25 protein-coding genes are annotated in these 26,575 nt (G+C 47.9%); 12 read left to right on the forward strand and 13 right to left on the reverse strand.

The window, feature by feature from the left end; all coding sequences use genetic code 11:
- Positions 1–78 precede the first annotated feature (78 nt).
- The 3 genes from ACEW9O_RS16705 (at position 79) to ACEW9O_RS16715 (ending at position 2,582) form a co-directional block, all read left to right on the forward strand.
- Positions 79–987, forward strand: coding sequence for a class I SAM-dependent methyltransferase (locus ACEW9O_RS16705; protein ID WP_373551325.1), 909 nt, complete (start codon positions 79–81; stop codon positions 985–987).
- A 68-nt stretch (positions 988–1,055) separates the two neighbouring features.
- Positions 1,056–2,108 carry a hypothetical protein gene (locus ACEW9O_RS16710; RefSeq protein WP_373551326.1) on the forward strand — a complete coding sequence of 351 codons (1,053 nt, stop codon included), beginning with the start codon at positions 1,056–1,058 and terminating at the stop codon, positions 2,106–2,108.
- A gap of 12 nt (positions 2,109–2,120) precedes the next feature.
- Complete coding sequence (locus tag ACEW9O_RS16715) at positions 2,121–2,582, forward strand: hypothetical protein (protein ID WP_373551327.1); 462 nt, start codon at positions 2,121–2,123, stop codon at positions 2,580–2,582.
- A gap of 54 nt (positions 2,583–2,636) precedes the next feature.
- On the opposite strand, the gene ACEW9O_RS16720 is transcribed toward ACEW9O_RS16715, so the two are convergent.
- The 3 genes from ACEW9O_RS16720 to ACEW9O_RS16730 are packed head-to-tail and all read right to left on the reverse strand — an operon-like array spanning position 2,637 to position 7,081.
- Positions 2,637–3,941, reverse strand: a complete 1,305-nt coding sequence (locus ACEW9O_RS16720; RefSeq protein WP_373551328.1) for an amidohydrolase family protein — start codon at positions 3,939–3,941, stop codon at positions 2,637–2,639.
- Positions 3,942–3,945: 4 nt separating this feature from the next.
- A complete protein-coding gene (locus ACEW9O_RS16725) occupies positions 3,946–5,316 on the reverse strand; it encodes an amidohydrolase family protein (protein WP_373551329.1) in 1,371 nt (456 codons plus the stop codon).
- Positions 5,317–5,338: 22 nt separating this feature from the next.
- The gene (locus ACEW9O_RS16730; protein ID WP_373551330.1) at positions 5,339–7,081 is read right to left on the reverse strand and encodes an amidohydrolase family protein; all 1,743 of its coding nucleotides are present in this window, start codon (positions 7,079–7,081) and stop codon (positions 5,339–5,341) included.
- A gap of 496 nt (positions 7,082–7,577) precedes the next feature.
- Between ACEW9O_RS16730 and ACEW9O_RS16735 the strand changes: the two genes are divergently transcribed.
- Positions 7,578–10,553: a glycoside hydrolase family 3 N-terminal domain-containing protein gene (locus tag ACEW9O_RS16735; protein ID WP_373551331.1), complete on the forward strand. Its 2,976-nt coding sequence runs from the start codon at positions 7,578–7,580 to the stop codon at positions 10,551–10,553.
- 165 nt (positions 10,554–10,718) lie between these two features.
- Here ACEW9O_RS16735 and ACEW9O_RS16740 read toward each other — a convergent pair whose 3' ends face one another.
- The 4 genes from ACEW9O_RS16740 to ACEW9O_RS16755 all read right to left on the reverse strand — a co-directional run bounded on the left by ACEW9O_RS16740 (position 10,719) and on the right by ACEW9O_RS16755 (position 14,228).
- The gene (locus tag ACEW9O_RS16740) at positions 10,719–11,297 is read right to left on the reverse strand and encodes a Crp/Fnr family transcriptional regulator (RefSeq protein WP_373551332.1); all 579 of its coding nucleotides are present in this window, start codon (positions 11,295–11,297) and stop codon (positions 10,719–10,721) included.
- Between the two features lie 190 nt (positions 11,298–11,487).
- On the reverse strand, positions 11,488–12,006 hold the full coding sequence (locus ACEW9O_RS16745) for a YeeE/YedE family protein (protein ID WP_373551333.1): 519 nt from the start codon (positions 12,004–12,006) through the stop codon (positions 11,488–11,490).
- A gap of 12 nt (positions 12,007–12,018) precedes the next feature.
- On the reverse strand, positions 12,019–12,591 hold the full coding sequence (locus tag ACEW9O_RS16750) for a YeeE/YedE family protein (RefSeq protein ID WP_373551334.1): 573 nt from the start codon (positions 12,589–12,591) through the stop codon (positions 12,019–12,021).
- Between the two features lie 230 nt (positions 12,592–12,821).
- The gene (locus ACEW9O_RS16755) at positions 12,822–14,228 is read right to left on the reverse strand and encodes a rhodanese-like domain-containing protein (RefSeq protein ID WP_373551335.1); all 1,407 of its coding nucleotides are present in this window, start codon (positions 14,226–14,228) and stop codon (positions 12,822–12,824) included.
- Positions 14,229–14,500: 272 nt separating this feature from the next.
- Between ACEW9O_RS16755 and ACEW9O_RS16760 the strand changes: the two genes are divergently transcribed.
- The 5 genes from ACEW9O_RS16760 (at position 14,501) to ACEW9O_RS16780 (ending at position 19,023) form a co-directional block, all read left to right on the forward strand.
- Positions 14,501–16,231 carry a SulP family inorganic anion transporter gene (locus ACEW9O_RS16760; RefSeq protein WP_373551336.1) on the forward strand — a complete coding sequence of 577 codons (1,731 nt, stop codon included), beginning with the start codon at positions 14,501–14,503 and terminating at the stop codon, positions 16,229–16,231.
- A 191-nt stretch (positions 16,232–16,422) separates the two neighbouring features.
- On the forward strand, positions 16,423–17,187 hold the full coding sequence (locus ACEW9O_RS16765) for a ParA family protein (protein WP_373551337.1): 765 nt from the start codon (positions 16,423–16,425) through the stop codon (positions 17,185–17,187).
- A 158-nt stretch (positions 17,188–17,345) separates the two neighbouring features.
- Entirely contained in the window at positions 17,346–17,831 is a 486-nt protein-coding gene (locus tag ACEW9O_RS16770) for a hypothetical protein (RefSeq protein ID WP_373551338.1), read from the forward strand.
- A 131-nt stretch (positions 17,832–17,962) separates the two neighbouring features.
- Entirely contained in the window at positions 17,963–18,397 is a 435-nt protein-coding gene (locus ACEW9O_RS16775) for a hypothetical protein (RefSeq protein ID WP_373551339.1), read from the forward strand.
- Positions 18,398–18,405: 8 nt separating this feature from the next.
- The gene (locus ACEW9O_RS16780) at positions 18,406–19,023 is read left to right on the forward strand and encodes an SCO family protein (RefSeq protein WP_373551340.1); all 618 of its coding nucleotides are present in this window, start codon (positions 18,406–18,408) and stop codon (positions 19,021–19,023) included.
- An 83-nt stretch (positions 19,024–19,106) separates the two neighbouring features.
- On the opposite strand, the gene ACEW9O_RS16785 is transcribed toward ACEW9O_RS16780, so the two are convergent.
- The 6 genes from ACEW9O_RS16785 to ACEW9O_RS16810 form a co-directional block, all read right to left on the reverse strand.
- Positions 19,107–19,799 (reverse strand): porin family protein, encoded by a 693-nt coding sequence (locus tag ACEW9O_RS16785; RefSeq protein WP_373551341.1) that lies wholly within the window; start codon positions 19,797–19,799, stop codon positions 19,107–19,109.
- 293 nt (positions 19,800–20,092) lie between these two features.
- Positions 20,093–21,103, reverse strand: coding sequence for a ligase-associated DNA damage response exonuclease (locus ACEW9O_RS16790; protein ID WP_373551342.1), 1,011 nt, complete (start codon positions 21,101–21,103; stop codon positions 20,093–20,095).
- Positions 21,103–22,032 (reverse strand): DUF4835 family protein, encoded by a 930-nt coding sequence (locus tag ACEW9O_RS16795; RefSeq protein ID WP_373551343.1) that lies wholly within the window; start codon positions 22,030–22,032, stop codon positions 21,103–21,105. The genes ACEW9O_RS16790 and ACEW9O_RS16795 overlap by 1 nt, the downstream gene beginning before the upstream one ends.
- Positions 22,033–22,058: 26 nt before the next feature.
- Entirely contained in the window at positions 22,059–23,255 is a 1,197-nt protein-coding gene (gene coaBC / locus ACEW9O_RS16800) for a bifunctional phosphopantothenoylcysteine decarboxylase/phosphopantothenate--cysteine ligase CoaBC (RefSeq protein WP_373551344.1), read from the reverse strand.
- 87 nt (positions 23,256–23,342) lie between these two features.
- Entirely contained in the window at positions 23,343–23,687 is a 345-nt protein-coding gene (locus tag ACEW9O_RS16805) for a DNA-directed RNA polymerase subunit omega (protein WP_373551345.1), read from the reverse strand.
- Positions 23,647–24,501, reverse strand: coding sequence for an outer membrane protein assembly factor BamD (locus ACEW9O_RS16810; RefSeq protein ID WP_373551346.1), 855 nt, complete (start codon positions 24,499–24,501; stop codon positions 23,647–23,649). The genes ACEW9O_RS16805 and ACEW9O_RS16810 overlap by 41 nt, the downstream gene beginning before the upstream one ends.
- Before the next feature lie 284 nt (positions 24,502–24,785).
- Between ACEW9O_RS16810 and rplM the strand changes: the two genes are divergently transcribed.
- Genes rplM through rpsB form a run of 3 tightly spaced genes read left to right on the forward strand, consistent with a single transcriptional unit; the run spans position 24,786 to position 26,439 of the window.
- Positions 24,786–25,235 carry a 50S ribosomal protein L13 gene (gene rplM / locus ACEW9O_RS16815; protein WP_373551347.1) on the forward strand — a complete coding sequence of 150 codons (450 nt, stop codon included), beginning with the start codon at positions 24,786–24,788 and terminating at the stop codon, positions 25,233–25,235.
- A 39-nt stretch (positions 25,236–25,274) separates the two neighbouring features.
- Entirely contained in the window at positions 25,275–25,667 is a 393-nt protein-coding gene (gene rpsI / locus ACEW9O_RS16820; RefSeq protein ID WP_373551348.1) for a 30S ribosomal protein S9, read from the forward strand.
- Positions 25,668–25,719: 52 nt separating this feature from the next.
- Complete coding sequence (rpsB, locus tag ACEW9O_RS16825) at positions 25,720–26,439, forward strand: 30S ribosomal protein S2 (protein WP_373551349.1); 720 nt, start codon at positions 25,720–25,722, stop codon at positions 26,437–26,439.
- The last annotated feature ends 136 nt before the right edge of the window (positions 26,440–26,575 follow it).

The following is a 26,575-nucleotide window of genomic DNA, read 5'->3' on the forward strand; positions in this document are numbered from 1 at the left end:
ATAAAACAGAGCGCTAAAACTGCACAAATTCGTGCACTTTACCTACTCTGAAGCCTTTATTTTGGTGTATTCGCAACTATGCAGGCATTACCATTACCTCCTTTTGAAGATTACGAGCTCATCGATAGCGGCAATTTTAAAAAATTGGAACGCTTTGGGCCATACGTCCTTTCACGTCCAGAGCCGCAAGCCATTTGGTCGCCAGCACTAAGCGAAGCAGAATGGAACAAAAAAGCCCAGGCTACCTTTAACCGAAAATCAGGAGCGGCCGCAAGCGCCGAAGATGGCAACTGGGAACTCAAACCCGGCATGCCCGAACAATGGCACATCCGCTACCACTACGAAGGTATGCACCTGACTTTCCGATTGGGACTAACGGCGTTTAAACACGTGGGCGTTTTCCCGGAACAGGCCGAAAACTGGAACTACATCTATCAGGGCTTGCGCCAAATGGAAGTCGATCAACCCGTAGTGCTCAATCTTTTTGCCTACACGGGTGGTGCTTCTTTGGCTGCCAAAGCTGCTGGTGCCGATGTGGTACACGTGGATTCGGTCAAACCCGTAGTGAGTTGGGCCCGCCAAAATATGGAGGCCAGCCAACTGAGCAACATCCGTTGGACGGTAGAAGATGCCCTGAAATTTGTGCGCAAGGAAGCCAAAAGAGGCCGCAAATACCAGTCGATCATCCTCGATCCGCCCGCTTATGGCCGGGGACCGGAGGGCGAAAAATGGTTGTTGGACAAACACTTGCCTGAGCTCCTGGAGCATTGTGGGCAGATTCTCGACCCTGAGCACCACTTATTGATCCTCAATTTGTACTCAATGGGCTTCTCAGCCTTAATTGCCGAAAATTTGGTGAAGCAATATTTTCCCTTTGCGCAAGATGTGGAAAATGGGGAGTTGTACATTCGGGATCAGGGGGGGAGAAATCTGCCACTGGGGGTTTTTGCGCGATTTTATAAAAAACAAGTGTTTATAAAAAAATAATAAAACTTTTTTTGGTAAAAAAATAAAAACATGCTATTTTTGAGTTTAAGGTCACCTAAACCCAAAATATGGCGAAACCTATTGACTACGACGCGCTGCTCAAAGATTTCATTACCGATTTCTTCCCTGACCTCATTGCTTTTGCTAACCCGCTTCTGTACGCGGCTATTGATTGGGATCGAGGGTATGTTTTTCTTGAACAAGAATTGATTAATGCGCTACGCGGAAAATTTAAAGTGCGAGGCAAACGCAAGCAAACCGATAAATTGGTCAAGGTATACCTCAAAAATGGACTGGAGCACTTTGTATTTGTACATATAGAATTCCAGCATAAAAAAGAGAAAGGCTTTGGGCGACGTATGTTTGTCTATCGGGCATTAATTGGCTTGCGCTATGGATTAGATAATATCACCGCGATGGCCATTTTCACTGGTGCACCTCCTCCTGTGGAAGAACGCAGTTATTATAGTGATACTTTTGGTACAAGCATCGAGTATAAATTTGGTACGGTCATCGCCGCAGAATTAGAAGAAGAGCATTTACTTAAGGTCTCGAATAATCCCTTTGCGCTAGCGATGCTTGCAGCTTTATACGCTTATCAAAGTCGAAACAAACCTAAGGTCCGATTGGGGCTAAAAAATCAGCTGTTTGCCTTGGTTAAGTCTCAAGATATCGGCATTGACAAGATTGTAAAGATGCTTATCTTTGTAAGAGACTATGTGAATTTGCCTCAAAAACTGGAGAATGAGTTTCAAGAGACTCAATTTTCTTTAGTTTTTCCAAATGCAGAAGCTATGACCATTTCTAAAGGAACAAAAGAATTTGCGGTAGGACTATACGAACATGTATTTGGCTACGATCCTGAAACGCTCCTCAAAGAGGAAAAGAAAAAAGCTCAGGAGTTATTGGACAAAGAACGTCAGGCCGTAATTGAAGCACTAGGTCGCGAGGAAGAAGAGCGTCAAAAAGCAGAAGAGGAACGTCTTCGCTTGGACAATACTATTCGCTATTTGTATGAAACAGTAAAAATGAGCGCTCCAGAAATAGCAGCAATAGTAGATAAAGACGTGATTTATATTGAAAAATTATTGGCTGCTGCTAATGAAACCGATCAAGATTAGCCGTCATCTCATATGGAACAGCTCCTCAAAAAACTCAACTACAAGGATCAATCTCCTGTGCTTTTGCTTAATCTGCCTGCCGAATTGAGCGACTTTGCGCGTTACGTACAAAGTGTGACCGAACTGGTTGATCACCTAGACGAAGTAGAAAAGCCTCAATTTGCCCTCTTCTTCGTAACCCAATTGACCGAAATCGAGACCATTGCGGAAACGCTAGAAGGCCGATTGGAAGATGATACCATCCTCTGGTTCGTGTACCCCAAGGGCACTTCTAAACGCTATAAGTGTAACTTCAATCGAGATAATGGTTGGGCGGCCTTGGGCAAACTCGGCCTTGAGCCAGTACGGATGGTGGCCGTCAATGAAGATTGGAGCGCGCTGCGCTTCAGACGGGTAGAATACATCAAAACTTTGACGCGGAAATCTGGGACTTTGTCGGAGGAAGGAAATAGAAAGATGAGAGATGAAAGATGAGAGATGAAACATTTGCGTTACCGCTTTCATCTCTCATCTTTCATCTCTCATCTTTTACTTATCCAACCCTGGTGAGCGTTTCAAAAACTCATGGTACAACTGGATATGCCGGCTATCCAATGGCACCTGCCAGCCGTCGATGAACAAGTACTTGATTTGTGATTTGGTTTCCAGTGCGTCGCCAGTGGTGGCAAACAAGGTTGCACTTTTGCCCACTTCCAGCGAACCCAGGGTTTTATCCACGCCAAAAATCTCCGCAGGAATAATCGTGATGGCTTTCAGCGCCTGTTCTTTACCCAGACCATAAGCTGCTGCAAAACCTGCATTAAACGGAAGATTCCGTACGTTTTCCACTTCAAAAGTACGCAGCGCTACTTTTACCCCGGCTTTGTGCATCAAACCCGCATTGGCGTAAGCTTTATCGTAACGATCGGAAGAACGAGTAGGCAAGGTAATCACGGGGCCAGTAATGACCGGAATTTTTGCCTTGGCCAGTTTATCGGCTACCCGCCAGCCTTCGGCTACTCCGGTAAATACCACCTTGGTGATCTTTTTGCTCTCCACCCATTTGATCGCGCTTTCGATGTCTTCTGCCCGGTTCACTTCGATCATTAGCAACATTTGGCCACGAACTACCGGTGCCAAAGCCGCCATTTCTGGGTTGTAAGGCACTTTTATACTCGCGTCTTTTTGCGCAGCGGAATCTACTTTGGCATAAAATTTTGCACCTTCCCAAATCTCATTGAGCTTTGACAAGGCTTTTTCCTGCTCTTTTTTCAATTCTTCCTCGGTACGCTGTGGGCCAAAGAAGCCACCGCCTCTGCCTACACTTGGAAAGTTCATGATCATCCCTTTGAATCCGGCAAACATCTGATCAGGGGTATAACCCACCAGATTGATCAGCGAAGCAGTGCCTGGAAAACGACCTCCCGTTGGCGCAACCAAGGCCGTGGTCACTCCGTTTACGCGGGTAACCGGAATGGCGGTTGCGTTGGGGTTCACCGCAGTAAGGGCCTCTACCTGTGGGGTGAGGTCGCCTATTTCATCATCGTCGTTGGTCACATCGACCGATTCTACTTCCACCAAGCCCAATTGGGTGCCTCCATCAATCAAGCCAGGGTACAAGGTCAAGCCTTTGCAGTCGATGACCTGGGCCCCACTGGGAACGGCTGCGTTGGTGCCCAGCGCAGTAATTTTCCCATCCTGGATCACCAGGGTACCTTGCACCAAACCTTTGGTTACGGTTTGAATGCTGGCATTGGTCAAGGCGTAGGTGCCCTTGCTGGGTTTGGCCACCTGACCGAACAGCGTAACACCCCCCAAAACCAGAAAAAATATGCTTAGAAATCTCATTTTCATCTGATTAGTTTTTCAATTGAAACAATTGCTCCATCGCTTCGGCTACGCCATGCATGCAACGATCGTGATCGTGGTCAGAGCCCATTTGGAAAGTAGTAGTAGCCCGGATAGGGTCAATGTCCAAACGCATGTCGTCAGGATCATTGGCGCGATCAAAACGAACGACTCCATCAACGATAGTGATGACGGGCACTGCATAAACTGACAAGGGATGTCCATCAAAAATGGCCACATCAGCATCTTTGCCTACTTCCAAAGAACCAACCCGATTTTCCACACCCAACTGTTTAGCGGGGTTGATGGTGATCAAAGCCAGGGCTTCTTCGTCGGTCAAGCCACCATAATATTGGGTCTTGGCAGCTTCGTGGTAGAGGTGACGGATGTAGTCGCCAGAGTCGGAGTTGATGGAAGTAACCACGCCGTTTTTAGTCAAAATGCTGGCGTTGTAAGCCGTTGAGTAATACACTTCAAACTTGTAAGCCCACCAATCGGCAAACACTGAAGCCGAAGCGCCAAAGGCAGCCAATTCAGGCGCTACTTTGAAACCTTCGTTCACGTGTTGGAAAGTGATTTTTTTGATGCCAAAATCCTTACATACGTTCATCAGCATCAGGATTTCATCGGCGCGGTAAGAGTGGCAGTGAATCAGAATCTCGCCACTAAGTACGGCGGCCAAAGTTTCCAATCTCCGATCGTATTTTGGAGGCAAGGCCGTTGGTTTGCTGGCTTTTTCAGCGTTGTACTTTTTCCAGGCCTCATTGTAAGCTTTGGCTTCGGAGAAAGATTTGCGGATCACAAATTCTACCCCCATGCGGGTGCGTGGAACAATCCCCCGGCCAATGCCGTGTACACGAGTGGGGTTTTCGCCCAAGGCAAATTTGATGGTGCGAGGAGCTCCTTCCATCGGGTACTCGTTGGGATTGAGGGAGCCGTAGCGGTGTTTGATGGTCTGACACTGGCCACCAATGGCGTTGGCCGAACCGTGCATGGCGTGGGAAGAGGTACAGCCGCCCGCCAAAGCCCGATAAACGGAAATGTCCATCGGATCAATGGCGTCACCGACCGCAACTTCCGCCGTAACTGGGTTGGTCGCTTCGTTTACCGCATCGATGGCAATGTGGGAGTGGGCGTCGATGATGCCGGGCATGACGTATTTTCCCGTAGCATCTACCGTTTTGACCCCGGCTGGAGCAGTCAGGCCCTTGCCAATTCGGGTGATTTTGCCATTCTCGATCAGTACGTCGGAGCCTTCCAGCGTACCTTTGGTCACGGTCAATACCGTACCGTTTTTGATGAGCATGCTGCCTTTGCTGGCTTGGGCATGGAGTCCCAGGGCAATCAACAGGCAGCAACTTATGATGGTGAATTGCTTCATTGTTTTGTTTTTTACCGTTTCATTAATTGCGTGGCTCTTTGGAACCTTCGATGGGGAATGCACCGAAATCGCCTACTTTTACCTTGCCAGAGAACTTGGTACCGTCGAAGGTAATTGCAAAGTCGAGGGGCAATTCCTGACCCATGTTTACCGTAGAGCTAAAGGTCATGTCATTGCCTTTCAGGGCTGGGCTGGACATTGATTTGCTTTTGCCCTCTGCATCCGTCCAGGTACCGCCAATTTTACCGCCGTCGTCAATCAGACTCAGCGTGCCTTTGTAGACCGTTCCCTGGGCGTCAATTTCGTAGTTCCATTTGCCAAGAAATTTGCCCAGATCGCTTGGCGCAGCAGCACCACGTGCACCTGCCGGGCCACCCGCACCGGGACGAGCAGCAGCTTCTGCTTCAAACTCGTAAATGGTACCATCCACAAACACGTAGCGCACCTGGGATTTTTCATCGAAATAAGGCTTCTTTGAGACCACCAGGTTGGCAATCTTGCCTTTTTCCACTGTGCCCAAACTTTGAGCTACGCCAAACATAGCAGCAGGAGTGGTGGTCAAAGCAGCCAGAGCCTGGTCTTCTTTTAACCCAGCTTTAACCATACGGCGCAGGGCTTCCCGGATGTCGGCAGTTTTGGCATTCATGGTAGAAAAACCAAAATTGATGCTTTTGCCCGCGAAGGTAGCCGCTTGGGCTTCGTAGAGTTTCATCTCGTCGGCACGGCGTTTTTCAAGACGCTCCAATTCGGGATCTTTCGCAGTAGAATCCTTTTTTGCAGGTTCCTTTTTATCCATCTTGGGCAAATCCAAAGAAAGAATCAAGGGAATATTCTGCGCTTTGAGCTGGTCTGCTAATGGCCAGGCCTGACGCAAACCGCCCAGAATGAGTGGGAATTTCAGCTCTTGTTGCAGCGCCAAAACCCGGTAAACCGACTTGAGGTCAGGTGCCACAAAACAAATTGGGCGTTGTTTGTCGATGACCGGGTAAAATGCCTGTAAAGAACGATCCGTTGCGGGGCGAGACATGCCTGCTGGATTAGCCGCATACATTTTTTCGTGCGCTTTGGCTTGTTCCGCCTGCTTGTACAATTCCCGGAATTTGGACATTACGGCAATTACGGTGTTAGGGTACAAACCTTGGGCACCTACCAACTGGCTGATCATGGCGAAATTGTCTTTCATTACCATGTTGTCGGCAGCGGTGCCGCCCAGTGAAATCAGGGCGCTACTTCCTGGCAGCATCCGACCCATCGGAGCAACGTGGGCGTTGGTAAAGCCTAGTTTGCGCAGGTCTTCGATGGATTTTTCCGTCGCTTTAATGAGGTTGCGCGCCTGCAATTCGGGTTGAATCCCCGCCAGGTCATTGGGTGGGCTACCAGGGTTAATACCTTGTGGGCGTTGACCTTGGCCTCCCCCTCCACCACCTCCGGGTCCGCCACCAGCAGTGGGGCGTACCTCTGGACGGGGAATACCCGCGTTGGAGAGGGCATCGATGAACCCAGCGTAGACAAATAGGGAATCAGCAGGAATGATTTTAGCGTCGGCAGGAATGCTCACATTTTGACCCGCACTGATGATCAGTCCATCTTTAATCACAACCGTACCATTGGTGATGGTTTGGCCAGGTTTGACTACGATGGTGGCATTTTTGAGTGCATAGGTTCGGGTGATCGGCTTGAGGGCCTCTTCGCTGCTCTGAGCTAAGCCCGTACTCAAACACCATACGCTTAGTAGGGCGGTAAGGGTTAGCAATAGTCCTTTCATACTTAGGTTTTACAAGGTTGAGAATAAATATTGGCGTTATTTTAGGTAGAAAAAAAATCCCATTTTTGCATAAGCGACCAATGACGCTAAAAATACCGCAAAAGGCATAAAATAGCAGTAGGAAAGTTTACTTTTTAAAAAATTGTAAAATGTTAAATTTTCACAAAATCGGGAAAAGAGGGTTGTAAATCCGCAGGAAGCTTTATATTTAAGCCATTGAGGTTATCAAAAAATGAAAAATCACTGACCCTAACACCTGAAGTAGAGCTTTTTACACTGGAAAATCTACGTAGTAGTGGGGCAAAAATAAATGTTCATTTTTATGAGCCAAGGGATTAGATAAGGCACTTTAAATGAACCGTTTATTTATCTAATCCCTTGGCAAAATGAACACTTATTTTTTTATCGCCCTTCATTACTGATCAGCTCATCCCATCGACGTACCAGCTCACACTCTAATTGATTACAGCGTTATTCGCCAAACAAGTACTTAGCCATGAAACCAGTAGCAGCCATTCTACTCACGCTAATCCTTTGTGTTTTATTTTTTGCTCAGACTGCGGCTCAAAAAGTGTACAGTATCAACCCCGCTTCACCCACTGAAAAACATTGGGTAGATTCGGTGTTCAACACCATGAGTGGGGACGAACGGATCGGTCAGTTGATCATGATTCGGGCGCATTCTGACAAGGGAGATGCCTATGCTGAGTCCGTAGCAGAAATTGTCAAAAAATACAAAGTGGGAGCGCTTTGCTTTTTTCAGGGCACACCCGAAAAACAACTAGAATACACCAATAAATACCAAACCCTTTCTCGCATCCCCCTCATGGTCGCCATCGACGGCGAATGGGGTTTGGGCATGCGCATGAAAGAAAGCGCCATCAGTTTTCCCAAACAATTGACCCTTGGTGCCATTCAAAACAACGATCTATTGTACAAAATGGGCCAGGAAATTGCCCGCCAAAGCAAACGTATTGGCCTCAACGTCAATTTTGCCCCCGTTGCCGACATCAACAGCAATGCCCGCAATCCGGTGATTGGTTACCGTTCCTTTGGTGAAGACCGTTACAATGTAACCGTCAAAGCCTACCACTACATGAAAGGGATGCAGGACAATGGCATCATGGCTTGCGCCAAACATTTCCCTGGCCACGGCGATACCGATGCCGATTCGCACTACGACCTCCCGGTGGTCAACCATCAAATGAGCCGTTTGGACAGCGTGGAGTTTTACCCTTTCCGTTCTTTGGTGAATTATGGCATTGGCGGGGTGATGGTGGCTCATTTACAAGTACCTGCGCTGGATGATCGTGATGATCGTCCTACTTCCTTGTCACGCAATACGATCACCCACGTTTTGCGCCGGGCGATGGGTTTTGAAGGCTTGATTTTTACAGATGGCATGGAAATGCAGGGGGTTACCGAGCATTTTTCGGACGGCATTGCCGAAGCCGAAGCGATTTTGGCGGGCAATGACATGATTTGTGTGCCGCCCAGTACCGCCAAGGCCATCGAAGCACTCCAGCGCTATGTTCGGGAAGGCAAAATCAGTCAGGAGCAAATTGATGCCAGTGTGAAGCGGATTTTGACCTATAAATTCCGCTTGGGTTTGACCAAATACCAGCCTAAAGAGGTACTTACTGCCCGCAAAGACGTCAACAACGCCCAAGCTGAAACACTCAAACGCGAGTTGATCAAAAATGCACTAACTATGGTGCGCAATACCCAGCACCTAGTGCCATTTGGGCGGGTTGACACCCTGAGTTTTGCGTCATTGAGCATCGGTGCCGATGGCCTGACCGCTTTCCAAAAACGCCTGGCTTCCTACGCCAAAATGACTCATCTTTACACTGGGAAAGAACTCAACGACGATCGCCAGGCCGCATTGTTGGCCCAACTAAGCAAATACAAGGTGGTTTTTGTCAGTTTGCATGAAATGACTTCGGCGGCTTCCAAAAACTACGGCATTTCGTACAGCAGCATTCAGTTTTTGAAAAAACTCAACACCCAAACCAAGGTAGTACTCAGCATTTTTGGCTCGCCTTACAGCTTGAAGTTTTTTGACGAGCTTGAGTCTGTCCAAATGGCTTACGAGAGTGAGGCACTGGTACAGGATTTAAGTGCTCAAGCCCTTTTTGGAGCCTTTGGCATGACGGGGCGTTTGCCCATCACCGCTTCCGAGCGCAGCCGCTTCAATGTGGGCGAAGAAACCCAGGCCAATGGCCGTTTGGGCTATAGCATCCCGGAAGCAGTGGGGATGTCTTCGGATACCCTGAATCGCATCGAGCTCATCGCCAATGAAGCGATCAATGTGGCAGCTACGCCGGGTTGTGTGGTCCTGGTGGCCAAAGACGGGCAAATCATTTATGAAAAAGCTTTCGGGCACCATACTTACCTCAAGGATCATCCGACCCAAACCTCGGATGTGTTTGACCTGGCTTCAGTGACCAAAATTGCGGCCACAACCATTTCCATGATGCGTTTTATGGACGATGGCCGCATCGATTTGCGCAAGCCTTTGAGCAATTACCTGCCCAATCTCAATGGCACCAATAAGGCGGCCATGGTCGTCCAGGACATCATGGCGCACAATGCAGGTTTGATTGGTTGGTTGCCTTTTTACAAACGAACCTTGGCGCATACCCCGGATAGTTTGAACAAACCTTCCTTAAAATATTATCGCAGCGTCCCCGAAGGAGAATTTGTGGTGCCGGTGGCCAGCAATTTGTACATGAATAAAAATTTCATGGACAGCATTTTTATGCAAATCCGCCAATCAGAATTGCGGCCCAACATTAATTACCGTTACAGCGATCTGGGTTTTTACATGCTGGCGCAAATGGTGGAGCACCAAAGCGGGGTGGGTTTTGACAAGTATGTCGACTCTACCTTCTATGCCCCACTCGGACTACAGTCGGCTACGTTTAACCCCTGGAAAAAATTTCCAATTGAACAAATGCCACCCACCGAAGAGGATCGTTACTTCCGCCAGCAGCGTGTTCAGGGTTACGTACACGACATGGGCTCAGCCATGCTGGGCGGGGTAAGTGGCCATGCTGGCCTCTTTTCTAATGCCAATGACCTGGCGGTGATCATGCAAATGTTGCTGCAACAAGGTTATTATGGTGGGAATCGGTACCTGGAGCCACAAACGGTACAAAATTTCATTACCCGGCACCCGCGCAGCATTCGCCGGGGAGTAGGTTTTGACATGTACCCAATGGGAGCAAGTTACCCCACCAATATGTCGGCGCAGGCGTCGGAGAGCACTTTTGGGCACACGGGTTTTACGGGTACTTGTACCTGGGTGGATCCTGAGCACAATCTCGTGTATGTGTTCCTCTCGAATCGCACTTTTCCTTCTCAGCAGAACAATCGTTTGGAGAAGTTTGATACCCGGCAGCGGATTCAAGGGCTGGTGTACAAGTCGATTCGGCCAAAGGGGGCAGGGGGAGCAAGTTCTGCGCAGTGAGAGTTAGAGTTGTATGATAGAGCAGCTCCAAAGCGACATTTTTTCACAAAGAAACCACAAAGGAGCACAAAGGACACAAAGTTAGACGTTGACGACGCTTTGTGTTCTTTGTGCTCCTTTGTGGTTTCTTTGTGAAAAAATAATAGTGTCAATGGAGTCCAAACCTCACCGCTCCAACTGCCGCTTCCGAATTCGACTAAACGTCTCCGGAGTCATGCCCAACATGGACGCCAAATATTGCAGCGGCACCTGATTGAACAATTCCGGATTTTGGCTAAAAAACAGATCATAGCGCTCCTCGCTAGACAGCGATAGGTGGGTAACAATTCTTTGTTCCAGGATGGTAAAACAGCGGGCAATGAACAGTTTTTCCAAGGTAGACCAACGGGGAACCACCTGATCGATCTTGGCGTAATCCGTTTTCGAAATCACCAATAGTTCTACATCGCTCAGGGTATGCAAATTCCAACGGGCGGGTTGATTGAATAAAAAACTGGCCAAATCGACCGAAAAATAGCCGGGTGAGGAAATCCACTTGGTGACTTCGCGGCCTTTGTCGTCGATCAAATATTCCCGAACGATGCCACTTTGGACAAAGCCCAGCCAATCGGCATACTGACCTTCTTTTAGCAAATAAGTCCCTTTGGGGTAAGTTTTGGGTTTAAAAAATTGCAGGACCTGTTGGAGGCTTTCAGGGGGGAAGCCGAAGTAAGACTGGATGTATTTTTCGAGCTCGTTGGGCATAGGGAACACAGTTCTTTTCTAAAAACTGAACGAATTTTAGCATTTTTTGTCATTGCTTAGGTGATTCCTTGAGTGCCTTAAGTTTCTTAGGTGGTGAAAGAGTACCCTGCTACGCAGGTTTTTTTCTTTTCACCACCTAAGAAACCGAAGAAACCATAGGCTCACCTTAGCTGAGTAACTCCCTTCAAGATCAATGCGGCAATCTATCCCGCAGGTATCCATACACCCAGGTACCCGCTACTGCACTGATGATGGTGGCAATGATCGCCAAGGCCCCCGTTCCCAATTGTGCAAACAAGGGCCCGGGGCAGGCACCCGTTATCGCCCAGCCGATCCCAAAGAGCAAACCACCAATGATCTGGCCTTTGTTGAAGGTTTTATCCTGGAATTCGATGGATTCACCTTTGATGGTTTTGATTTTGAATTTTTTGATCAAAAAAATCGAAATCGCCCCAACCACTACGGCGGTGCCAATCACCCCGTACATGTGAAACGACTGAAGGCGAAACATTTCCTGAATGCGAAACCAGGAAACCACTTCCGATTTTACAAAAACGATTCCAAACAACAACCCGATCACCGCGTATTTGAGGTTGCCCACAAAACCTTCGTGGTGCTCACTTTCGTTGACACACATGGTGTGCAAGGAACGTACCTCGTAGTCGGTGTCTTGCAGCGGTTCGTTGGATTTATTTGTATCTTTTACCATGACTTGCATTTTTTAAAGGCCCAACAAAAAGGGTACGATCAAATTGGCAGAGATAAATCCCCCGACCATGAAGCAGATGGTGGCAACCAAAGAGGGCCATTGCAAATTGCTCAAACCACTGATGGCGTGACCACTGGTGCAGCCCCCTGCATAACGAGTGCCAAAACCCACCAAAAAGCCGCCAACTACAAAGAAAAACAATCCTTTGAGCGAGAACAGGGTGCTCCAGTTGAACAACTGGCTAGGCACCATATTGCTCAAATCAGTGATCCCGTATTGCGACAGGGATGCCGCCAGACTTGGGCTGATCTGCACATCGTTGGGATCGCTCAGGAATTTGGCAGCAATGAATCCACCAATGACTACCCCTCCGATGAAAAAGAGATTCCAGGCTTCCTTTTTCCAGTCGTACTTAAAAAAAGGAATATTGGCCGGAAGGCAAGCTGCACAGATGTGGCGCAGGTTGGCCGAGATCCCAAAATTTTTATTGCCCAAAATGAGCAAGGCTGGTACCGTAAGGCCGATCAGCACTCCGGCTACTGACCAATGCCAGGGTTGCCGGATGAATTCGATTAGGTTGGACATATCCAGTCTGTTTTGAAAAAATCTTATTGGTTGCTATCGCTCAGGACAATAAAAGTACAATTTATTGCGCACTGAGGTTGAAAAGTAAAGCAAAAATCGACTAATCAAGTAGAGGTTTATGTGATCTAAATCACAAGCGTTCAGATTTTTTACGCAAAAAATAAAAAGGAGAGGCGACCCTCGGCCACCTCCCCACAAATCAACAAGATTCTTCAAATGACATCGACTTGTTACAATTCTGTAGCTTGTTCCACCAATTCACTCAGGGGCAAATTGGTAGTCTGTAATGCTTTGAAGCCTCCTTGAATGTTGATGATATTGGTAAATCCACGCGACTTTAAAATCGAAACGGCGATCATCGAGCGATAGCCGCCAGCACAATGTACGTAGTATAGTTGCTCACGATCGAGGGTAGACATGTTGCGGCTGATGAAATCCAGCGGGAAATTGGTAGCCCCGTCCACGTGTTGGGTTTCGTACTCGCTGACTCTGCGGGCATCCAGTAAGTTGATGCTGGAGTTGTAGATTTTGGCAAAATCCTCCGCAGCAATTTCTTTGATCAGATCCTGCTCTTCGCCAGCTTCCTGCCAGACTTTAAAACCACCTTCGAGGTAACCGATGGCATTGTCATAACCTACACGGGCCAAACGGGTTACAATTTCGTCTTCACGGCCTGCATCGGCGATGAACAGGATCGGTTGTTTCAGGTCGGGCACCAGCGCACCTACCCAAGGAGCAAAAGTGTCATCAATGCCAATGAAAATGGAGCCGGGAATAAAGCCTTTGGCAAATTCATCCTGAGGACGGGTGTCAATCACCAGGGCGTCTTCTTCTGCCCAGGCTGCTTTGAATGCACGTACACTCAGAGCCTGCATGGCGCGATTGTGTACTTCTTCGAAGCTCTCGTAGCCCATTTTGTTCATCACCGCGTTTTTGGGGAAGTACTGGGGTGGATCGACCAAACCCGTGGTGACTTCCTTCACAAATTCGGCGCGGGACATGTCGGCGCGCAGGGCGTAGTTGACTTGCTTTTGGGCACCCAGAGTACCCCAGGTTTCTTTGCTCATTTTTTTGCCACAAGCCGAACCAGCGCCGTGGCCGGGATATACGATGACCTCATCGGCCAGGGTCATAATTTTGTTGCGCAAACTGTCAAAGAGGTGCCCCGCCAGGTCTTCGCGGCTGAGGTCGGTTTTTACGGCTAGGTCAGGACGGCCAACGTCGCCGAGGAATAAGGTATCCCCAGTGAAAAGGGCATAATCCACGCCGTTTTCATCGCGCAACAAGAAGGTGCTCGATTCCATGGTATGGCCGGGTGTGTGCAGCACGACGATGCTCACTTTACCCAGTTTGAGTATTTCAGCATCTTTGGCTACATGGGCCTCAAAATTGGGCTGGGCAGTTGGTCCAAAAACGATGGTAGCATTGGTTTTTTTGGCTAGGTCGAGGTGACCGGATACGAAGTCGGCGTGGAAGTGGGTTTCCAGCACGTATTTGATGGTAGCGCCATCGGCTTCGGCGCGTTCGATGTAAGGTTGGGTTTCGCGCAATGGGTCGATAATGGCGGCTTCCCCCTCACTTTCAATGTAGTAGGCAGCTTCTGCCAAACATCCTGTATAAATTTGTTCTACCTTCATACCTTGTAGATTTTGGTTATGCGATGAATAAATGTGATGCTTTGTATTTATTCAGGTAGTTATTTTAGGGAAGAATACAGCAGTTTCGCTGATGATGACACAAAACTACAGGAGAGATAGGTGTGATGAAGTGACAAGGATCACATTGGAAGCGCGTTTTTAAAAAAATAGTTTAGGTTAAATTTTGGCTTGGTGATCCACATTACAAAATTCCAGCCGCTGAACCCGCAATTTTGCACTCAAATCAAGGACTCGAATCAAAATACAAGTATATGCTCAAGCGCTTTTTCCCCATTTTAGCCTGGCTTCCTAAATACAGCAAAGATCAATTGCAAGGCGACTTATCGGCGGGACTCACCGTAGGCGTCATGCTCATTCCACAAGGTATGGCCTATGCCATGCTGGCGGGCCTAGCCCCTATTCATGGTTTGTATGCGGTAACCGTTCCTTTAATCCTCTATGCTATCCTGGGCACCTCCCGACAATTGGCCGTAGGCCCTGTGGCGATGGTTTCACTCCTGACTGCAGCGGGTATTGGTGCCTTGCAACCGGCTACTCCAGAATTGTACTTAGTGTATGCACTCACCGCAGCTTTGATGGTGGGGGTGTTGCAGCTGGCTATGGGCGTTTTTCGTTTGGGTTTTTTGGTCAATTTTTTATCTCATCCGGTCATTAGTGGTTTTACCTCAGCGGCGGCGATCATCATTGGTTTGAGCCAGTTGAAACATTTGCTGCGCATTGACTTGCCCAAAAGTGAACACATCCAGGAAATGCTGCTGGCACTGGCCAAAAATATCGGCAATACCCATTTATTGACCATAGGAATAGGGATTGTAGCCATTGTAGTGATCAAATATGGGAAAAAACTGCACAAAAGTTTACCTACTTCACTAATCGCCGTGGTCTTGGGCATTTTAGCCGTTTGGGGACTTAATTTAACGGATTACGGCATCAAAATTGTGGGTGAAGTGCCCAGTGGTTTGCCTGCTATTTCTACTCCTTCCTTTGACCCCAGCGTGTGGAAAAGTTTAATATCCGTAGCACTGACCATTTCCTTGGTGGGTTTTATGGAAAGTTTTGCGGTAGCCAAAGCCATCCAGGCCAAGCATAAAAATTACAACGTGGACGCCAATCAGGAACTGGTGGCCTTAGGTGTAGCCAACCTTGGCGCAGCTTTTTTTCAGGGATATCCCATCACGGGAGGGTTTTCGCGTACGGCCGTGAACGATCAAGCCGGGGCAAAAACCGGGATGGCTTCTATTTTTAGCGCGGTGTTGATCGTCCTGACCTTGTTGTTCCTGACCCCTCTCTTTTACTATCTGCCCAATGCAGTGCTGGCAGCAGTGGTGATCGTGGCCGTGATTGGTTTGATCGATTTCAAAGAAGCCCTGCATTTGTGGAAAGAAGACCGATCCGATTTTTGGATGCTGATTGCCACCTTTATCATCACCCTGACCATGGGGATTGAAACGGGGATTGGCGCAGGAGTGGTACTTTCACTGGGGATGGTGGTGTACCGTTCAACCCGCCCGCACATTGCAGTACTTGCTAAAGTCCCGAATACCGATTTTTACCGCAACATCTACCGTTTTGACAACCTAGAGTTGCGGGAAGACCTACTCATCTTGCGCTTGGATGGTCCACTGTATTTCGCCAACCTCAATTACTTCAAAGATCACCTCAGCAAATTGATGGCGGAGCGCGGCAATGCCCTTAAAGCCGTTGTCATTTATGCGGAAAGCATCAGCCATGTCGACAGTAGTGCGGTTCATGCCCTTAAAGATTGGGTGACGGAAATCAAAGCCCAAGGTATTAACATCTATTTCGCCAGCCTGATTGGACCAGTACGCGACATTTTCGCCAAAACTGGACTGGGTGAATTGATTGGTGAAAACAACCTATTTATGAGCAACCAACAAGCTGTGGATGCTTTTGATAACTTACCGAGTTCCAATGGGCAACCCGAAAAGTATAAGGACTACGCACTGCAAAGTAATGTATAATTTAGGCTGAGCTAAAGGACTTTATACTGTGGATCTGGCTAATTTTTTTGATTTAATTGGCGTTCAAGTAAAAAAAATCGGTGTCAAATCGCGAAATTTGCCCTTAATTTGAATTTTTGTGCCTAATTTCGTCCAATTGAGTTTGCAACATTGCAAACACAAAAGCAGGCACAGGGCTATAAGTGATCAATATGGGTATCGTTATTTCGTTGCTGAATCATAAAGGTGGTGTAGGCAAAACAACCAGTTCGATTAACATTGCAGCGGGGTTGGTTGAATTGGGTAAAAAAGTACTGTTGATTGACCTCGACCCGCAGGCCAATCTCACCTTGTCGTTAGGCATTCCAAGGCATCCCCAGTCCATTTACGAATCGCTGCGGGGGGAAGCACCATTGGTTCCCTACCCCGCTAAACAGAACCTGGACATTGTCATTTCCACCCTCGACCTATCCGGGGCTGAAATGGAATTGATCAACGAAGCCGGGCGCGAATACCTGCTCAAGGAACTTATTGAGCCCATTCGTGGTGTATATGATTTCATCATCATCGATTGTCCTCCCTCACTGGCGCTGCTGACCTTAAACGCACTGGCTGCCAGCGACACCGTATACATTCCGCTGCAAACGGAGTTTTTGGCCATGCAAGGTTTGGCCAAAATCAAACAAGTGATTGATAAGGTGAAATTCCGCCTCAACAAAGGCCTCTACATCGGTGGTGTGATTGCTACCATGTACGATGCCCGCAAGGTATTGAACCGCGATGTGGTGGAAACCATCAAAAAATACTTTGGAGAAATTGTGTTCAACACGATGATTCGCGACAACGTAGCCCTAGCTGAGGCACCCTCTCAACGCAAAGACATCTTTGCCTACAGCCCCAATAGCCCCGGTGCCGAGGACTACCTGAACCTAAGCCGAGAAATCATCGAAAGAACCAATACAAAGCATAAAGTTTAGGCTGCCAACCCACAAGAAAGGGTGTGAGTGTGATGTGTGACAGTGTGGGTGTGTTGGCCTTTCATTCCCAAAAACTTACGCCAACCCACGGATTTATCCGCGGGAGGCTACCATACAAACTCAACCCACGAATTTATTCGTGGGAGAAAAAGGAAACAATGAGTAAAAAACGATTCACCGCCGGTCTTGAAAGCCTGCTCAGCAGCCCCGAGGAGGATACGCTGCGAGGCAATGCCCTGCTCTCGGCTGAATCGACCACTGCCAAAAGCATCAACCCCACCCCTAAGCCCGAACCCAGCAAAAAAACCCATGGCAAACGTTTTACCGACGACTTGCAAGCGTTCCTCATGGAGGCCTTTGAAGAATCCTTTGATAGGCAAATGCAGCAAGTGCCCGCTGAAGCTGAAATCAAAAAGCGTAGCGCCAAACCCATGGAGGGCCTGGATGCACTGATCCGCTCTACGATCGAACCTAAAGTGCAATTTGACCAACATGCCACCCGCCGCCTCACCTTACAATTTGACGAGCGCAAACTGGAAAAACTCAAAACCATCGCCAAGATGGAAAAAACCCTCCTACGCGACATCATTGATGGCATTGTGGAGGAGTACATTGCGCGTTGGGAAAAACAAAAAAATCCGTGACGGCATGCTGTATGGCTCCGCTATACCCGGCGACCACATAGGGTCGCCGCTACGGATGCGTACATCATTTCGCAATTTTTTTTCAACTTTTCACTTACCTTTGCCCTTCTGATTACCAAAATTTTTACACCATGAAAATACGTTTGATGATTGCGTCAATGCTACTGATGGCCTTGGCATTTGCTTGTGGCGGTACTGGTGCCGCAGGAGCTGGAGAAAAAATTGAAAAGGAAATGATGACGGAGCACGACCGCATCATGCCCAAAATGGGAGAGTTGAACGAATTGTACAAGGAAATGCGGCAGTATCTGTTTTTGGATACCACCATGACCATGGAAACCCGTGAAAACCTGAGCATGGTCACCGTCAACCTCAAAGAGGCTGAAGAATCCATGATGAACTGGATGAATGGCGTCAGTGACCTGGAATTGAACAAAGTTTCGATGAAGCCAGAAGAGTTGGAAAAATACCTGACCACTCAAAAGGATGAAATCCTACGCATCGGTCAATTTACTGATGAGACCATTGATAAAGCCAAAAAGGCATTGGCAAACCGCAAACAATAACCTGATTTATGCGCAAATACTTGTTTTGGCTGCTGCTGCCCTTGGTAGTAGGCTGCCAATTGGGTGCGCCAGATCAAAACGCTCCGCTACCCATTTTAGGAGAGTTTGATGTGGTCAATGGAGACACCGTCTATCATACCATTCGCGACTTTTCCTTTGTGAATCAGGATAGTCAGGAGGTCAACAATCAAACTTTTGATGGGAAAGCTTATGTGGTAGACTTTTTCTTCATCTCTTGCCCTACCATCTGTCCCAAAGTAAAAAAACAAATGCTCCGCTTGTCTGAGCGGTTCAAGGATGAAGGCAGGCTGGTTCTGTTGTCTCATACGATTGACACCAAGCACGACACGATTCCTCGTTTGAAAAAGTTTGCGACAGATTTGGGCGTAGGATTGCCCCAATGGCACTTTGTAACCGGAGAAAAAGATTCTATTTACAGTATTGCCAATGATTATTTCAGCATCGCGCAGGAAGATCCCAATGCGCCAGGTGGTTTTGACCACAGTGGCCGTTTGATTTTGGTGGATACCCAGCGCCGGGTGCGCGCTTTCTGTGATGGAACCGATCCCAAGTCGGTGGATCAGTTCATGGTGGATGTGGCCCGTTTACTGAAGGAAATGAAATAAAAAAGGGTTTCAGGTTCCAGCCCCACCCGGCACTTCGACTTCGCTCAGTGACCGGACGGGGCTGGAACCTGAAACCCTTTTTGTTAGTTTAACGGGAGTGCAAACCCAGCCTGTACCGCAAATCCTCTGCTGCGGAAAGTCTCTTGCACCACTGGGATATCAGCATTCGCAGTGAAACCATGTTGGTAACGGCCATCCAGGAAGAAGCGGCCAATGCCAGTGTTGACTTCCATTCCGGCGCCAGCTATACCACCTACTTCCAGTCGATTGTAATTGACCGCATCCAGGTCGATGTCCATTTCAAAAAGTTTGATTTCAATGATCCCGGAGGTTCTGGCGATCAGCTTGCTGTTGAGGTTGTAGCCAAGATATGGACCTACCTGCGCATAAAAGCGTACCGCATCTAGGCCTGATTTTGCCTTGAACAATACGGGCAACTCCAGGGTGTTGAAACGAAAATCGGCGCGGGCACCCAGGGGAATTTCAAAATCGCCAATCTTCACGTCTTTTTGCAAGTCATAACCGAAACCGCGGCCAGCATAACCCAATTCGGCTTGTACGGAAAAGTTGCCGCCAAAATCCAGTTCTGCAAAAGCAGCAGTGGTATTGCTGTAGATATAATCTGCTTTAGGCGTCAGTTCGCTCAATAGTTCGGATTGTTTGATGGTGCTCATCTGTAAACCGGAGCGGACCCCGACATGCAAGGTGCTTTGTGCATTGGTGCCAGAAATTAAAGCCAGGAACAAAGCTGCTGCCAGGAAGAACGTATTTTTCATCTTTCGTTTGGTTTTTCGTAAGTGATGTTTGATGAAACAAAGATGCAGGCAGAATTTGTTAAATGGCGTTAAGCGCTAGTTAGGATAGATTTAAAGTTGGCAGGCGTTCCTAAATATTTAGTTAAAACGAATGACAAAGCAAATGACGAATTTTTCGAATGACGAATACATCGGGCGTGGAAGATTAAGGGTAAGTTCCAGATTTGAGTCCTATTTATTCGTATTCATCAACAAATCTTGAGGGCAACGCTCCAAATTCGTCATTCGTCATTCGAAAAATTCGTCATTTGCTATTATTCTTCCGAAACTGGTTCCCCCTCAAATACTTCTCCATCAAACTCCGTCTTCTCCGAACTGGCATCATAACCCTGCTCACGCAACCACTGACTAAACTGCTCAGTATAGCCATGTGTAGCAACAATGCGCTCAGCCCCCGTAGCGGCCACCGCCTGATTGAGTTCATCCCAATCGCCATGATCACTCAAAATGAAACCCCGATCGGCATTGCGCCTGCGCCTTGCACTGCGCAGCGCCATCCAACCCGAAGCCAAACCCAATGAAATAGGCGAAAAGCGCCGCACCATGGGCGAATCTGCCGCAGAAGGTGGAACAATGATGATGGCCCCCTCTATTTGACCTTTTTTCGTATCCTGAGCCAGTCGAGTGGAAGGTGGAAGGACAATGCCTTGTGCGCGCAGGATTTCGTTGACGTTTTCCACCGCACCGTGGGTGAAAATGGGGCCGATAGAGGTATCCAGGCCATGCATCAGGCGTTGGGCCTTGCCCAGGGCATAGCCCGTGAGCACAGTCACTTTGCCCTCGGCTTTATTTTGCGACCACCAGGCATTGATGTCGGCAAAAACTTCCTCCTGTTTGGGCCATTGGTAGATCGGCAGCCCAAAAGTACATTCGGTGATAAAAGCATGGCAGTTTATGGGTTCAAACGCCTCTGCTAAACCATCGTCTTCTAGTTTGTAATCGCCCGAAGCGACCCACACCTCGCCCTGGTACTCCACCCGAATTTGGGCAGAACCCACAATGTGTCCAGCGGGATGAAAGGAAAAACGTACGCCGTTGATCAAGCGGCTTTCACCGTAGCCTACAGTTTCAATGTTGATGGGGCCCAAGCGGTAGCGGATGACGGGCTTGGCACTGCGCGTGCAGAGGTAATAATCAGAACCCCAGCGGGCATGGTCGGAGTGGCCGTGGGTAATGAGGGCGCGTTTGACGGGTTTCCAGGGATCGATGTAGACATCGGCCTGGGCGCAATAAATGCCGTTTTTGTTGAATTCCAGCAGCGCCATTACTGCCGCAATTGCCGGTAATTATTCGCATTGGTTGGATCGATCCGCGACATGATGTCTGCTACGCGGTCTTTTTCATCGGGCGTTCCCACCCTGAAAATCTCGGTGATTTCCTTCGATTTCGAGGTCAGGAACAATTGCATCAGGATGGTATTCGGGTAAGTATCAAAAGATTTACGCGCGTTTTCCAGGGTTTTGGAAATGATCGAACGCCCTTTGGCGGGGTCTTGCGACATTTGATCCAAACCCAAACGGTGGTACACGTATTGCAACTCACGCATGGGTTTCATCCGGGGCGAAGACCAGTTTTCGCTGATCCAAAAGCGGTTGCGGTTGTTGCCTTCGATGGAGTTCCAGCCCCGGCCTTTCACTGCCGAAGCACTCTGCGCTACATTCACAATTTGTTGGGCTGCCTGAAAATAATCCGAACCGCCGTTCAGCGAAAAGGAATCGTAATCCATACCCAGGATGATGTGGATGTAAAATGCCACCACCTGCGAAAGGTTGTCGTTAAACACTGATTTGCTGAATTGAAGCGGTTGAAACTGCTCGTATTTAAACGTCACCTCGCGGTCGATGTAATTGAAGAGGGCCGTTTCATTGCTGCTGCCATAAATTGGGCGTGAAGCCTGAATGGCCAATTCAGCAGTATATACGTTGGGGATGGGTCTTTGGCTATCATCGGTGGCTTCGCCAGTGATGGTCAGCAGAATGTTGCCTTTGATGCGTTCTTCTTGGCGAAAATCGTCTTCGGTCCATTTGCCGCTGTTGACAAATTCTCTCAATGCCTGTTCCAAGCCATTGAATACCGCCGGATCAGCCGCCAGCAAACGTTGGATGTTTACTTTGGTAGTAAAATTCAATTCCTGGGCTTGAACCATAATCAAGCCAGCAAAAAACAAGACAAAGACTGTGAAAAAATTCCTCATAGCAGCAGCTATTTTTGTTTCCGTTCCTAACCCTTGAATAAATCGATCATTGCTTGCAGAATATCCTCCGCAACCGCATTCTTTGACTTTAACTCAAAATCGCGTTTCTTATTGTTTCTGAACAGGATGCTGATCTTGTTGGTGTCGTGGTTAAACCCGGCACCGGCATCGCGTAGGGAGTTCAGGACAATGCAATCAAAATTCTTTTTTTCCAGTTTGCCCTGGGCATTGTTTTCTTCGTCGTTGGTTTCCAGCGCGAATCCAATCAACAACTGGCCAGCCTGTTTCATTTTACCCAAATCGGCAGCGATATCGGGATTTTTGATCAGGTCTAATTGTAGTTCTTCGCCTTTTTTCTTGATTTTTTCGGTAGCCACCGTTTTGGGACGGTAATCGGCTACTGCAGCGGCAAGAATGGCTGCGTCCATTTGTGGAAACAATTGCAGGGCCGCGTCGTGCATTTCCTGAGCGGTTTCCACTTTGACCAGTTTTACCGCTTTTTCCTGTGGCGTCAATTTAGATGGTCCCAACACCAGCGTAACTTCTGCACCACGGCGGGCTGCCGCATCGGCCAGGGCAATGCCCATTTTGCCAGATGAACGATTGCCAATGAAGCGCACAGGGTCAATGGGTTCGTAGGTGGGACCGGCGGTCAACAGGATTTTTTTACCCGCCAAGTCTTGTTTTTGGGCAAAAAAATGCTCCAGATACGCCACAATCTCCTCGGGTTCGGCCATACGTCCTTCACCAGAAAGGCCACTGGCTAACTCCCCTACACCTACAGGGATGAGCTGATTGCCATAACTGATCAAACGTTCTACATTGTGCCGGGTGGCGGGATGATGCCACATATCGAGGTCCATGGCCGGTGCAAAAAAGACCGGGCAACGCGCCGACAGATAGGCCGCTACCAATATATTGTCACAAAGCCCGCTGGCCAATTTGGCTAAAGTAGTGGCAGTTACTGGCGCAATCAGCATGGCATCGGCCCATAGGCCTAGCTCTACGTGGTTGTTCCACCCCGTTTCAGAACTGACTTCGCTGTATACCGGACGTTTGGAGAGCGTGGAAAGGGTAAGTGGAGTAATAAAATCACGGGCGGAGGGTGTCATCAGCACCTGTACCTCGGCTCCAGCTTTGATGAGTAGGCGCGTGAGAAAGGCAGATTTGTAGGCAGCAATACTACCGGAGATGCCGAGGATGATTTTTTTGCCTTGCAACATAAGCGGGAGAGATGAGAGATGAAAGATGAGAGATGAAAGATAAGAGTTCATATCATATCATCTTTCATCTTTCATCTCTCATCTTTTCTATTCCTGTGGGCGCTTCTTCCGCTCTACATAACGGAAAGCGATTTCGTTGTTGAGGAATTCCTCGGTAGCAATGATAGCCGGATTCGGCAAACGCTCATAAAACTTGGAGATTTCGATTTGCTCCTTGTTTTCGCTGATTTCCTCGATGGTATCCGAATTCACTGCAAACTCCTCCAGCTTGTTGTGCAACTCGTGCTTGAGGTCTACGCTCAATTGGCGGGCACGCTTGGTGATGATGGCCAGTGATTCGTATACATTAGCCGTTTTGCGGGCCATTGCGTCCATGTTGCGGGCACGAACGTTAGGATCCAGACCTTGCACTTTGGTTTTGATATCGGACATTGGTCAATAATTTTAACTGTTTATTGGAATTATCCTGAATGCTCTGTACTTCTTTCAGGCTTTCTGACTTAGGGTAACGTTCCAGGAATTCAGCCGACAAACGACGGCATTCCTTAAATCGTTCTTCCCTTTTGTCCAAAATACTGTTGAGCGCCAGATCGTAGTACGAACGCAGGATCATTAAACGCACTTCTTGGGCATTTTTGGTTTCCGGAAAATCTTTCAGCAGGTTTTCAAACGCACTTACTGCCGATTGGTAATAGCGCAAATTGAAATACAATTTTCCTTCTTCAAATGCTTTGGTCTCCAATTTCAAGCGCAAGCGGTCGATGAGTGTGTTGCACTCCGCTACCCGTTTGCTGTCTGGATAGGTATTGACAAAAAATTCAAACTCTTCGATGGCCTGATTGGTGTTGCCCTGATCCAAACGGAAAGTAGGGGACTCCTGGTATTGAGCGTAGGCAGACATAAATTCTGCCTCTTCGCGCAATGGGCTGGCACCATAAGTATTGGCGAAAGTTTTGAAGTGGTACGAAGCCGATGTGTAGCTCCGCAAATTATAAAAGGTATAGGCGTATTTGTAAAACACGTCCTCTGCCTCCTTTGTTCCACGCACATTGGGGATGATCATCTCCAACAGGGTTTGGGACTTTTGCCACTCTTCCGCCTGGTAATATTCCAAAGCTTTGGCGTAAATCTTTTTCACATCGCCGCCGGTGCGAATTTGTTCAAACTCACTTTTGCAGCCATTCAGCCACAAAATGCTCATCAACAACAAAGCCAAAACTGGTAAAACGGTGGTTTTCTTCTCCATAGGGCTGCAAAATTACTCTATTCTTGTGAATTGCGCAATTCAATTGGATAAAGAATCAAATGCAGCACTGAGGGTTGGTTGGGGGTAAATAAAAATGTTGTTCGAAATTTTTACTGTTTTTCAGGCATTTATGAATTTAATCTTGTAATTTTTTTTTGAAAAAAGCTTGCAAGAAGAAAAAAAGCACTTTACATTTGCACCGCTTTAGGGGGAGGCGTGATGCCAGCTGAGCTAGAAAGCACCGAAGAATTGATTTTTAATTGACTTTACAAAAACATCGTCAAGTGGATACGTTAAGTTATAGAACGGTTCATGCAAATAAGGCAACTGTAGAGCGCAAGTGGTATGTGATCGACGCGGAAGGCGAGATTGCTGGACGTTTGTTCTCCCAGGTGGCGCACATTTTGCGTGGCAAGAATAAACCTTCTTACACCTCTCATTTTGATGCGGGTGACTATGTGATCATCGTTAATGCAGGCAAAGTACGCTTTACAGGCAATAAGTTGAATCAGAAAGAATACCAGACTTACTCCGGTTTCCAGGGTGGTCAGAAGCGCATTGTAGCAAAAGACCTGTTGGCGCGCAAACCCATTTATTTGGTAGAGCGTGGCATCAAGGGTATGTTACCTAAGAACCGCTTAGGTCGTGCAATGGTGAAAAAATTGTTTGTGTACGAAAGTGCCAATCATCCACACGAAGCACAACAGCCGATTGAACTGAATTTTAAGAAGTAAACACAACCCATGGCCTAGCTGTGGGAACATCAAGTCAACATGACGACTGAACAAATTAATGCCACCGGGAGGAGAAAGTCATCTGTAGCTCGTGTTTACCTGAAAAAAGGTGAAGGCAATATCGAGATAAATGGCCGTGACTATAAAGAGTACTTCCCACAAACTCACGTACAAATAGCCGTTGTGGCACCACTGCAAGAAGTTGCAGTAGACAAACTGTACGATATCAAAGTAAACGTTTCTGGCGGCGGCTTTAAAGGCCAAGCTGAAGCAGTGCGTATGGGTATTTCCCGCGCCCTGATTCAATTGAACGAAGACTTCCGCAAGCCATTGAAAGACCGTAAGTTCCTTACCCGTGATGCCCGCGAGGTTGAACGTAAGAAATACGGTAAGCCAAAGGCGCGCAAGAGCTTCCAGTTCTCCAAGCGTTAATGGAACTCGTATTTGTGGAAAAGTTTTCTTTCTAATTTTTCAATCCGGAATAATGGATAAGCCTACTTATAAAGAACTTTTGGATGCTGGCGTTCACTTCGGTCACTTAAAAAAGAAGTGGAACCCTAAAATGTCTCCATACATCTTCATGGAGCGCAAGGGCATTCACATCATTGACCTGAATCGCACCCTCGATTCCTTGGATCGTGCAGCCAACGCCATGCGCCAAATGGCCAAAAGTGGTAAAAAAATCATGTTTGTTGCGACCAAAAAACAGGCTCGCGACATCGTTTCTGAAGCAGCAAAGACCGTAGGGATGCCCTTCATCGCCGACCGTTGGTTGGGTGGTATGATGACCAACTTTGCAACCATTCGCCGTTCGGTGAAGAAGATGCAAACCATCGACCGCATGCTTGCTGATGGTACGCTCACCAGCGTAACCAAAAAAGAACGCCTGACTTTGACGCGTGAACGCGACAAACTGGACAAAGTACTGGGTGGTATCGCCAACCTGAACCGCCTGCCTGCTGCCATCTTCGTAGTAGACATCTCTCACGAGCACATCGCAATTGCTGAAGCCCACAAACTGGGTATTCGCACTTTCGGTATCGTAGACACCAACTCTGACCCAAATCAGGTGGACTACGCTATCCCTGGCAACGACGACGCTTCTAAATCCGTAAAAATCATCACTGATTATATGGTAGAAGCCATTCGCCAAGGTTTGGAAGAGCGCAAAGCTGTGAAAGCAGAGAAGGAAGCAGTAAGATAGCTATCAGCTATCAGCAATCAGCTTTCAGCCAGATTCTGCGTTGAAAACTGATTGCTGATGGCTGTCTCTGATTGCTGATAGCTGACGGCTGATAGCTGACAGCTCCCATTCCAACCATTCATCAACATATAAATCA

Source organism: Haliscomenobacter sp. (genome assembly GCF_041740695.1).
In the GTDB taxonomy this organism is placed as follows: domain Bacteria; phylum Bacteroidota; class Bacteroidia; order Chitinophagales; family Saprospiraceae; genus Haliscomenobacter.

Bases quoted from the DNA above. Each gene is read 5' to 3' on its own strand.
- ACEW9O_RS16705 (WP_373551325.1), top strand. From the start codon at position 79: ATGCAGGCATTACCATTACCTCCTTTTGAAGATTACGAGCTCATCGAT.
- ACEW9O_RS16710 (WP_373551326.1), top strand. From the start codon at position 1,056: ATGGCGAAACCTATTGACTACGACGCGCTGCTCAAAGATTTCATTACC.
- ACEW9O_RS16715 (WP_373551327.1), top strand. From the start codon at position 2,121: ATGGAACAGCTCCTCAAAAAACTCAACTACAAGGATCAATCTCCTGTG.
- ACEW9O_RS16720 (WP_373551328.1), bottom strand. From the start codon at position 3,941: ATGAAAATGAGATTTCTAAGCATATTTTTTCTGGTTTTGGGGGGTGTT.
- ACEW9O_RS16725 (WP_373551329.1), bottom strand. From the start codon at position 5,316: ATGAAGCAATTCACCATCATAAGTTGCTGCCTGTTGATTGCCCTGGGA.
- ACEW9O_RS16730 (WP_373551330.1), bottom strand. From the start codon at position 7,081: ATGAAAGGACTATTGCTAACCCTTACCGCCCTACTAAGCGTATGGTGT.
- ACEW9O_RS16735 (WP_373551331.1), top strand. From the start codon at position 7,578: ATGAAACCAGTAGCAGCCATTCTACTCACGCTAATCCTTTGTGTTTTA.
- ACEW9O_RS16740 (WP_373551332.1), bottom strand. From the start codon at position 11,297: ATGCCCAACGAGCTCGAAAAATACATCCAGTCTTACTTCGGCTTCCCC.
- ACEW9O_RS16745 (WP_373551333.1), bottom strand. From the start codon at position 12,006: ATGGTAAAAGATACAAATAAATCCAACGAACCGCTGCAAGACACCGAC.
- ACEW9O_RS16750 (WP_373551334.1), bottom strand. From the start codon at position 12,591: ATGTCCAACCTAATCGAATTCATCCGGCAACCCTGGCATTGGTCAGTA.
- ACEW9O_RS16755 (WP_373551335.1), bottom strand. From the start codon at position 14,228: ATGAAGGTAGAACAAATTTATACAGGATGTTTGGCAGAAGCTGCCTAC.
- ACEW9O_RS16760 (WP_373551336.1), top strand. From the start codon at position 14,501: ATGCTCAAGCGCTTTTTCCCCATTTTAGCCTGGCTTCCTAAATACAGC.
- ACEW9O_RS16765 (WP_373551337.1), top strand. From the start codon at position 16,423: ATGGGTATCGTTATTTCGTTGCTGAATCATAAAGGTGGTGTAGGCAAA.
- ACEW9O_RS16770 (WP_373551338.1), top strand. From the start codon at position 17,346: ATGAGTAAAAAACGATTCACCGCCGGTCTTGAAAGCCTGCTCAGCAGC.
- ACEW9O_RS16775 (WP_373551339.1), top strand. From the start codon at position 17,963: ATGAAAATACGTTTGATGATTGCGTCAATGCTACTGATGGCCTTGGCA.
- ACEW9O_RS16780 (WP_373551340.1), top strand. From the start codon at position 18,406: ATGCGCAAATACTTGTTTTGGCTGCTGCTGCCCTTGGTAGTAGGCTGC.
- ACEW9O_RS16785 (WP_373551341.1), bottom strand. From the start codon at position 19,799: ATGAAAAATACGTTCTTCCTGGCAGCAGCTTTGTTCCTGGCTTTAATT.
- ACEW9O_RS16790 (WP_373551342.1), bottom strand. From the start codon at position 21,103: ATGGCGCTGCTGGAATTCAACAAAAACGGCATTTATTGCGCCCAGGCC.
- ACEW9O_RS16795 (WP_373551343.1), bottom strand. From the start codon at position 22,032: ATGAGGAATTTTTTCACAGTCTTTGTCTTGTTTTTTGCTGGCTTGATT.
- coaBC (WP_373551344.1), bottom strand. From the start codon at position 23,255: ATGTTGCAAGGCAAAAAAATCATCCTCGGCATCTCCGGTAGTATTGCT.
- ACEW9O_RS16805 (WP_373551345.1), bottom strand. From the start codon at position 23,687: ATGTCCGATATCAAAACCAAAGTGCAAGGTCTGGATCCTAACGTTCGT.
- ACEW9O_RS16810 (WP_373551346.1), bottom strand. From the start codon at position 24,501: ATGGAGAAGAAAACCACCGTTTTACCAGTTTTGGCTTTGTTGTTGATG.
- rpsI (WP_373551348.1), top strand. From the start codon at position 25,275: ATGACGACTGAACAAATTAATGCCACCGGGAGGAGAAAGTCATCTGTA.
- rpsB (WP_373551349.1), top strand. From the start codon at position 25,720: ATGGATAAGCCTACTTATAAAGAACTTTTGGATGCTGGCGTTCACTTC.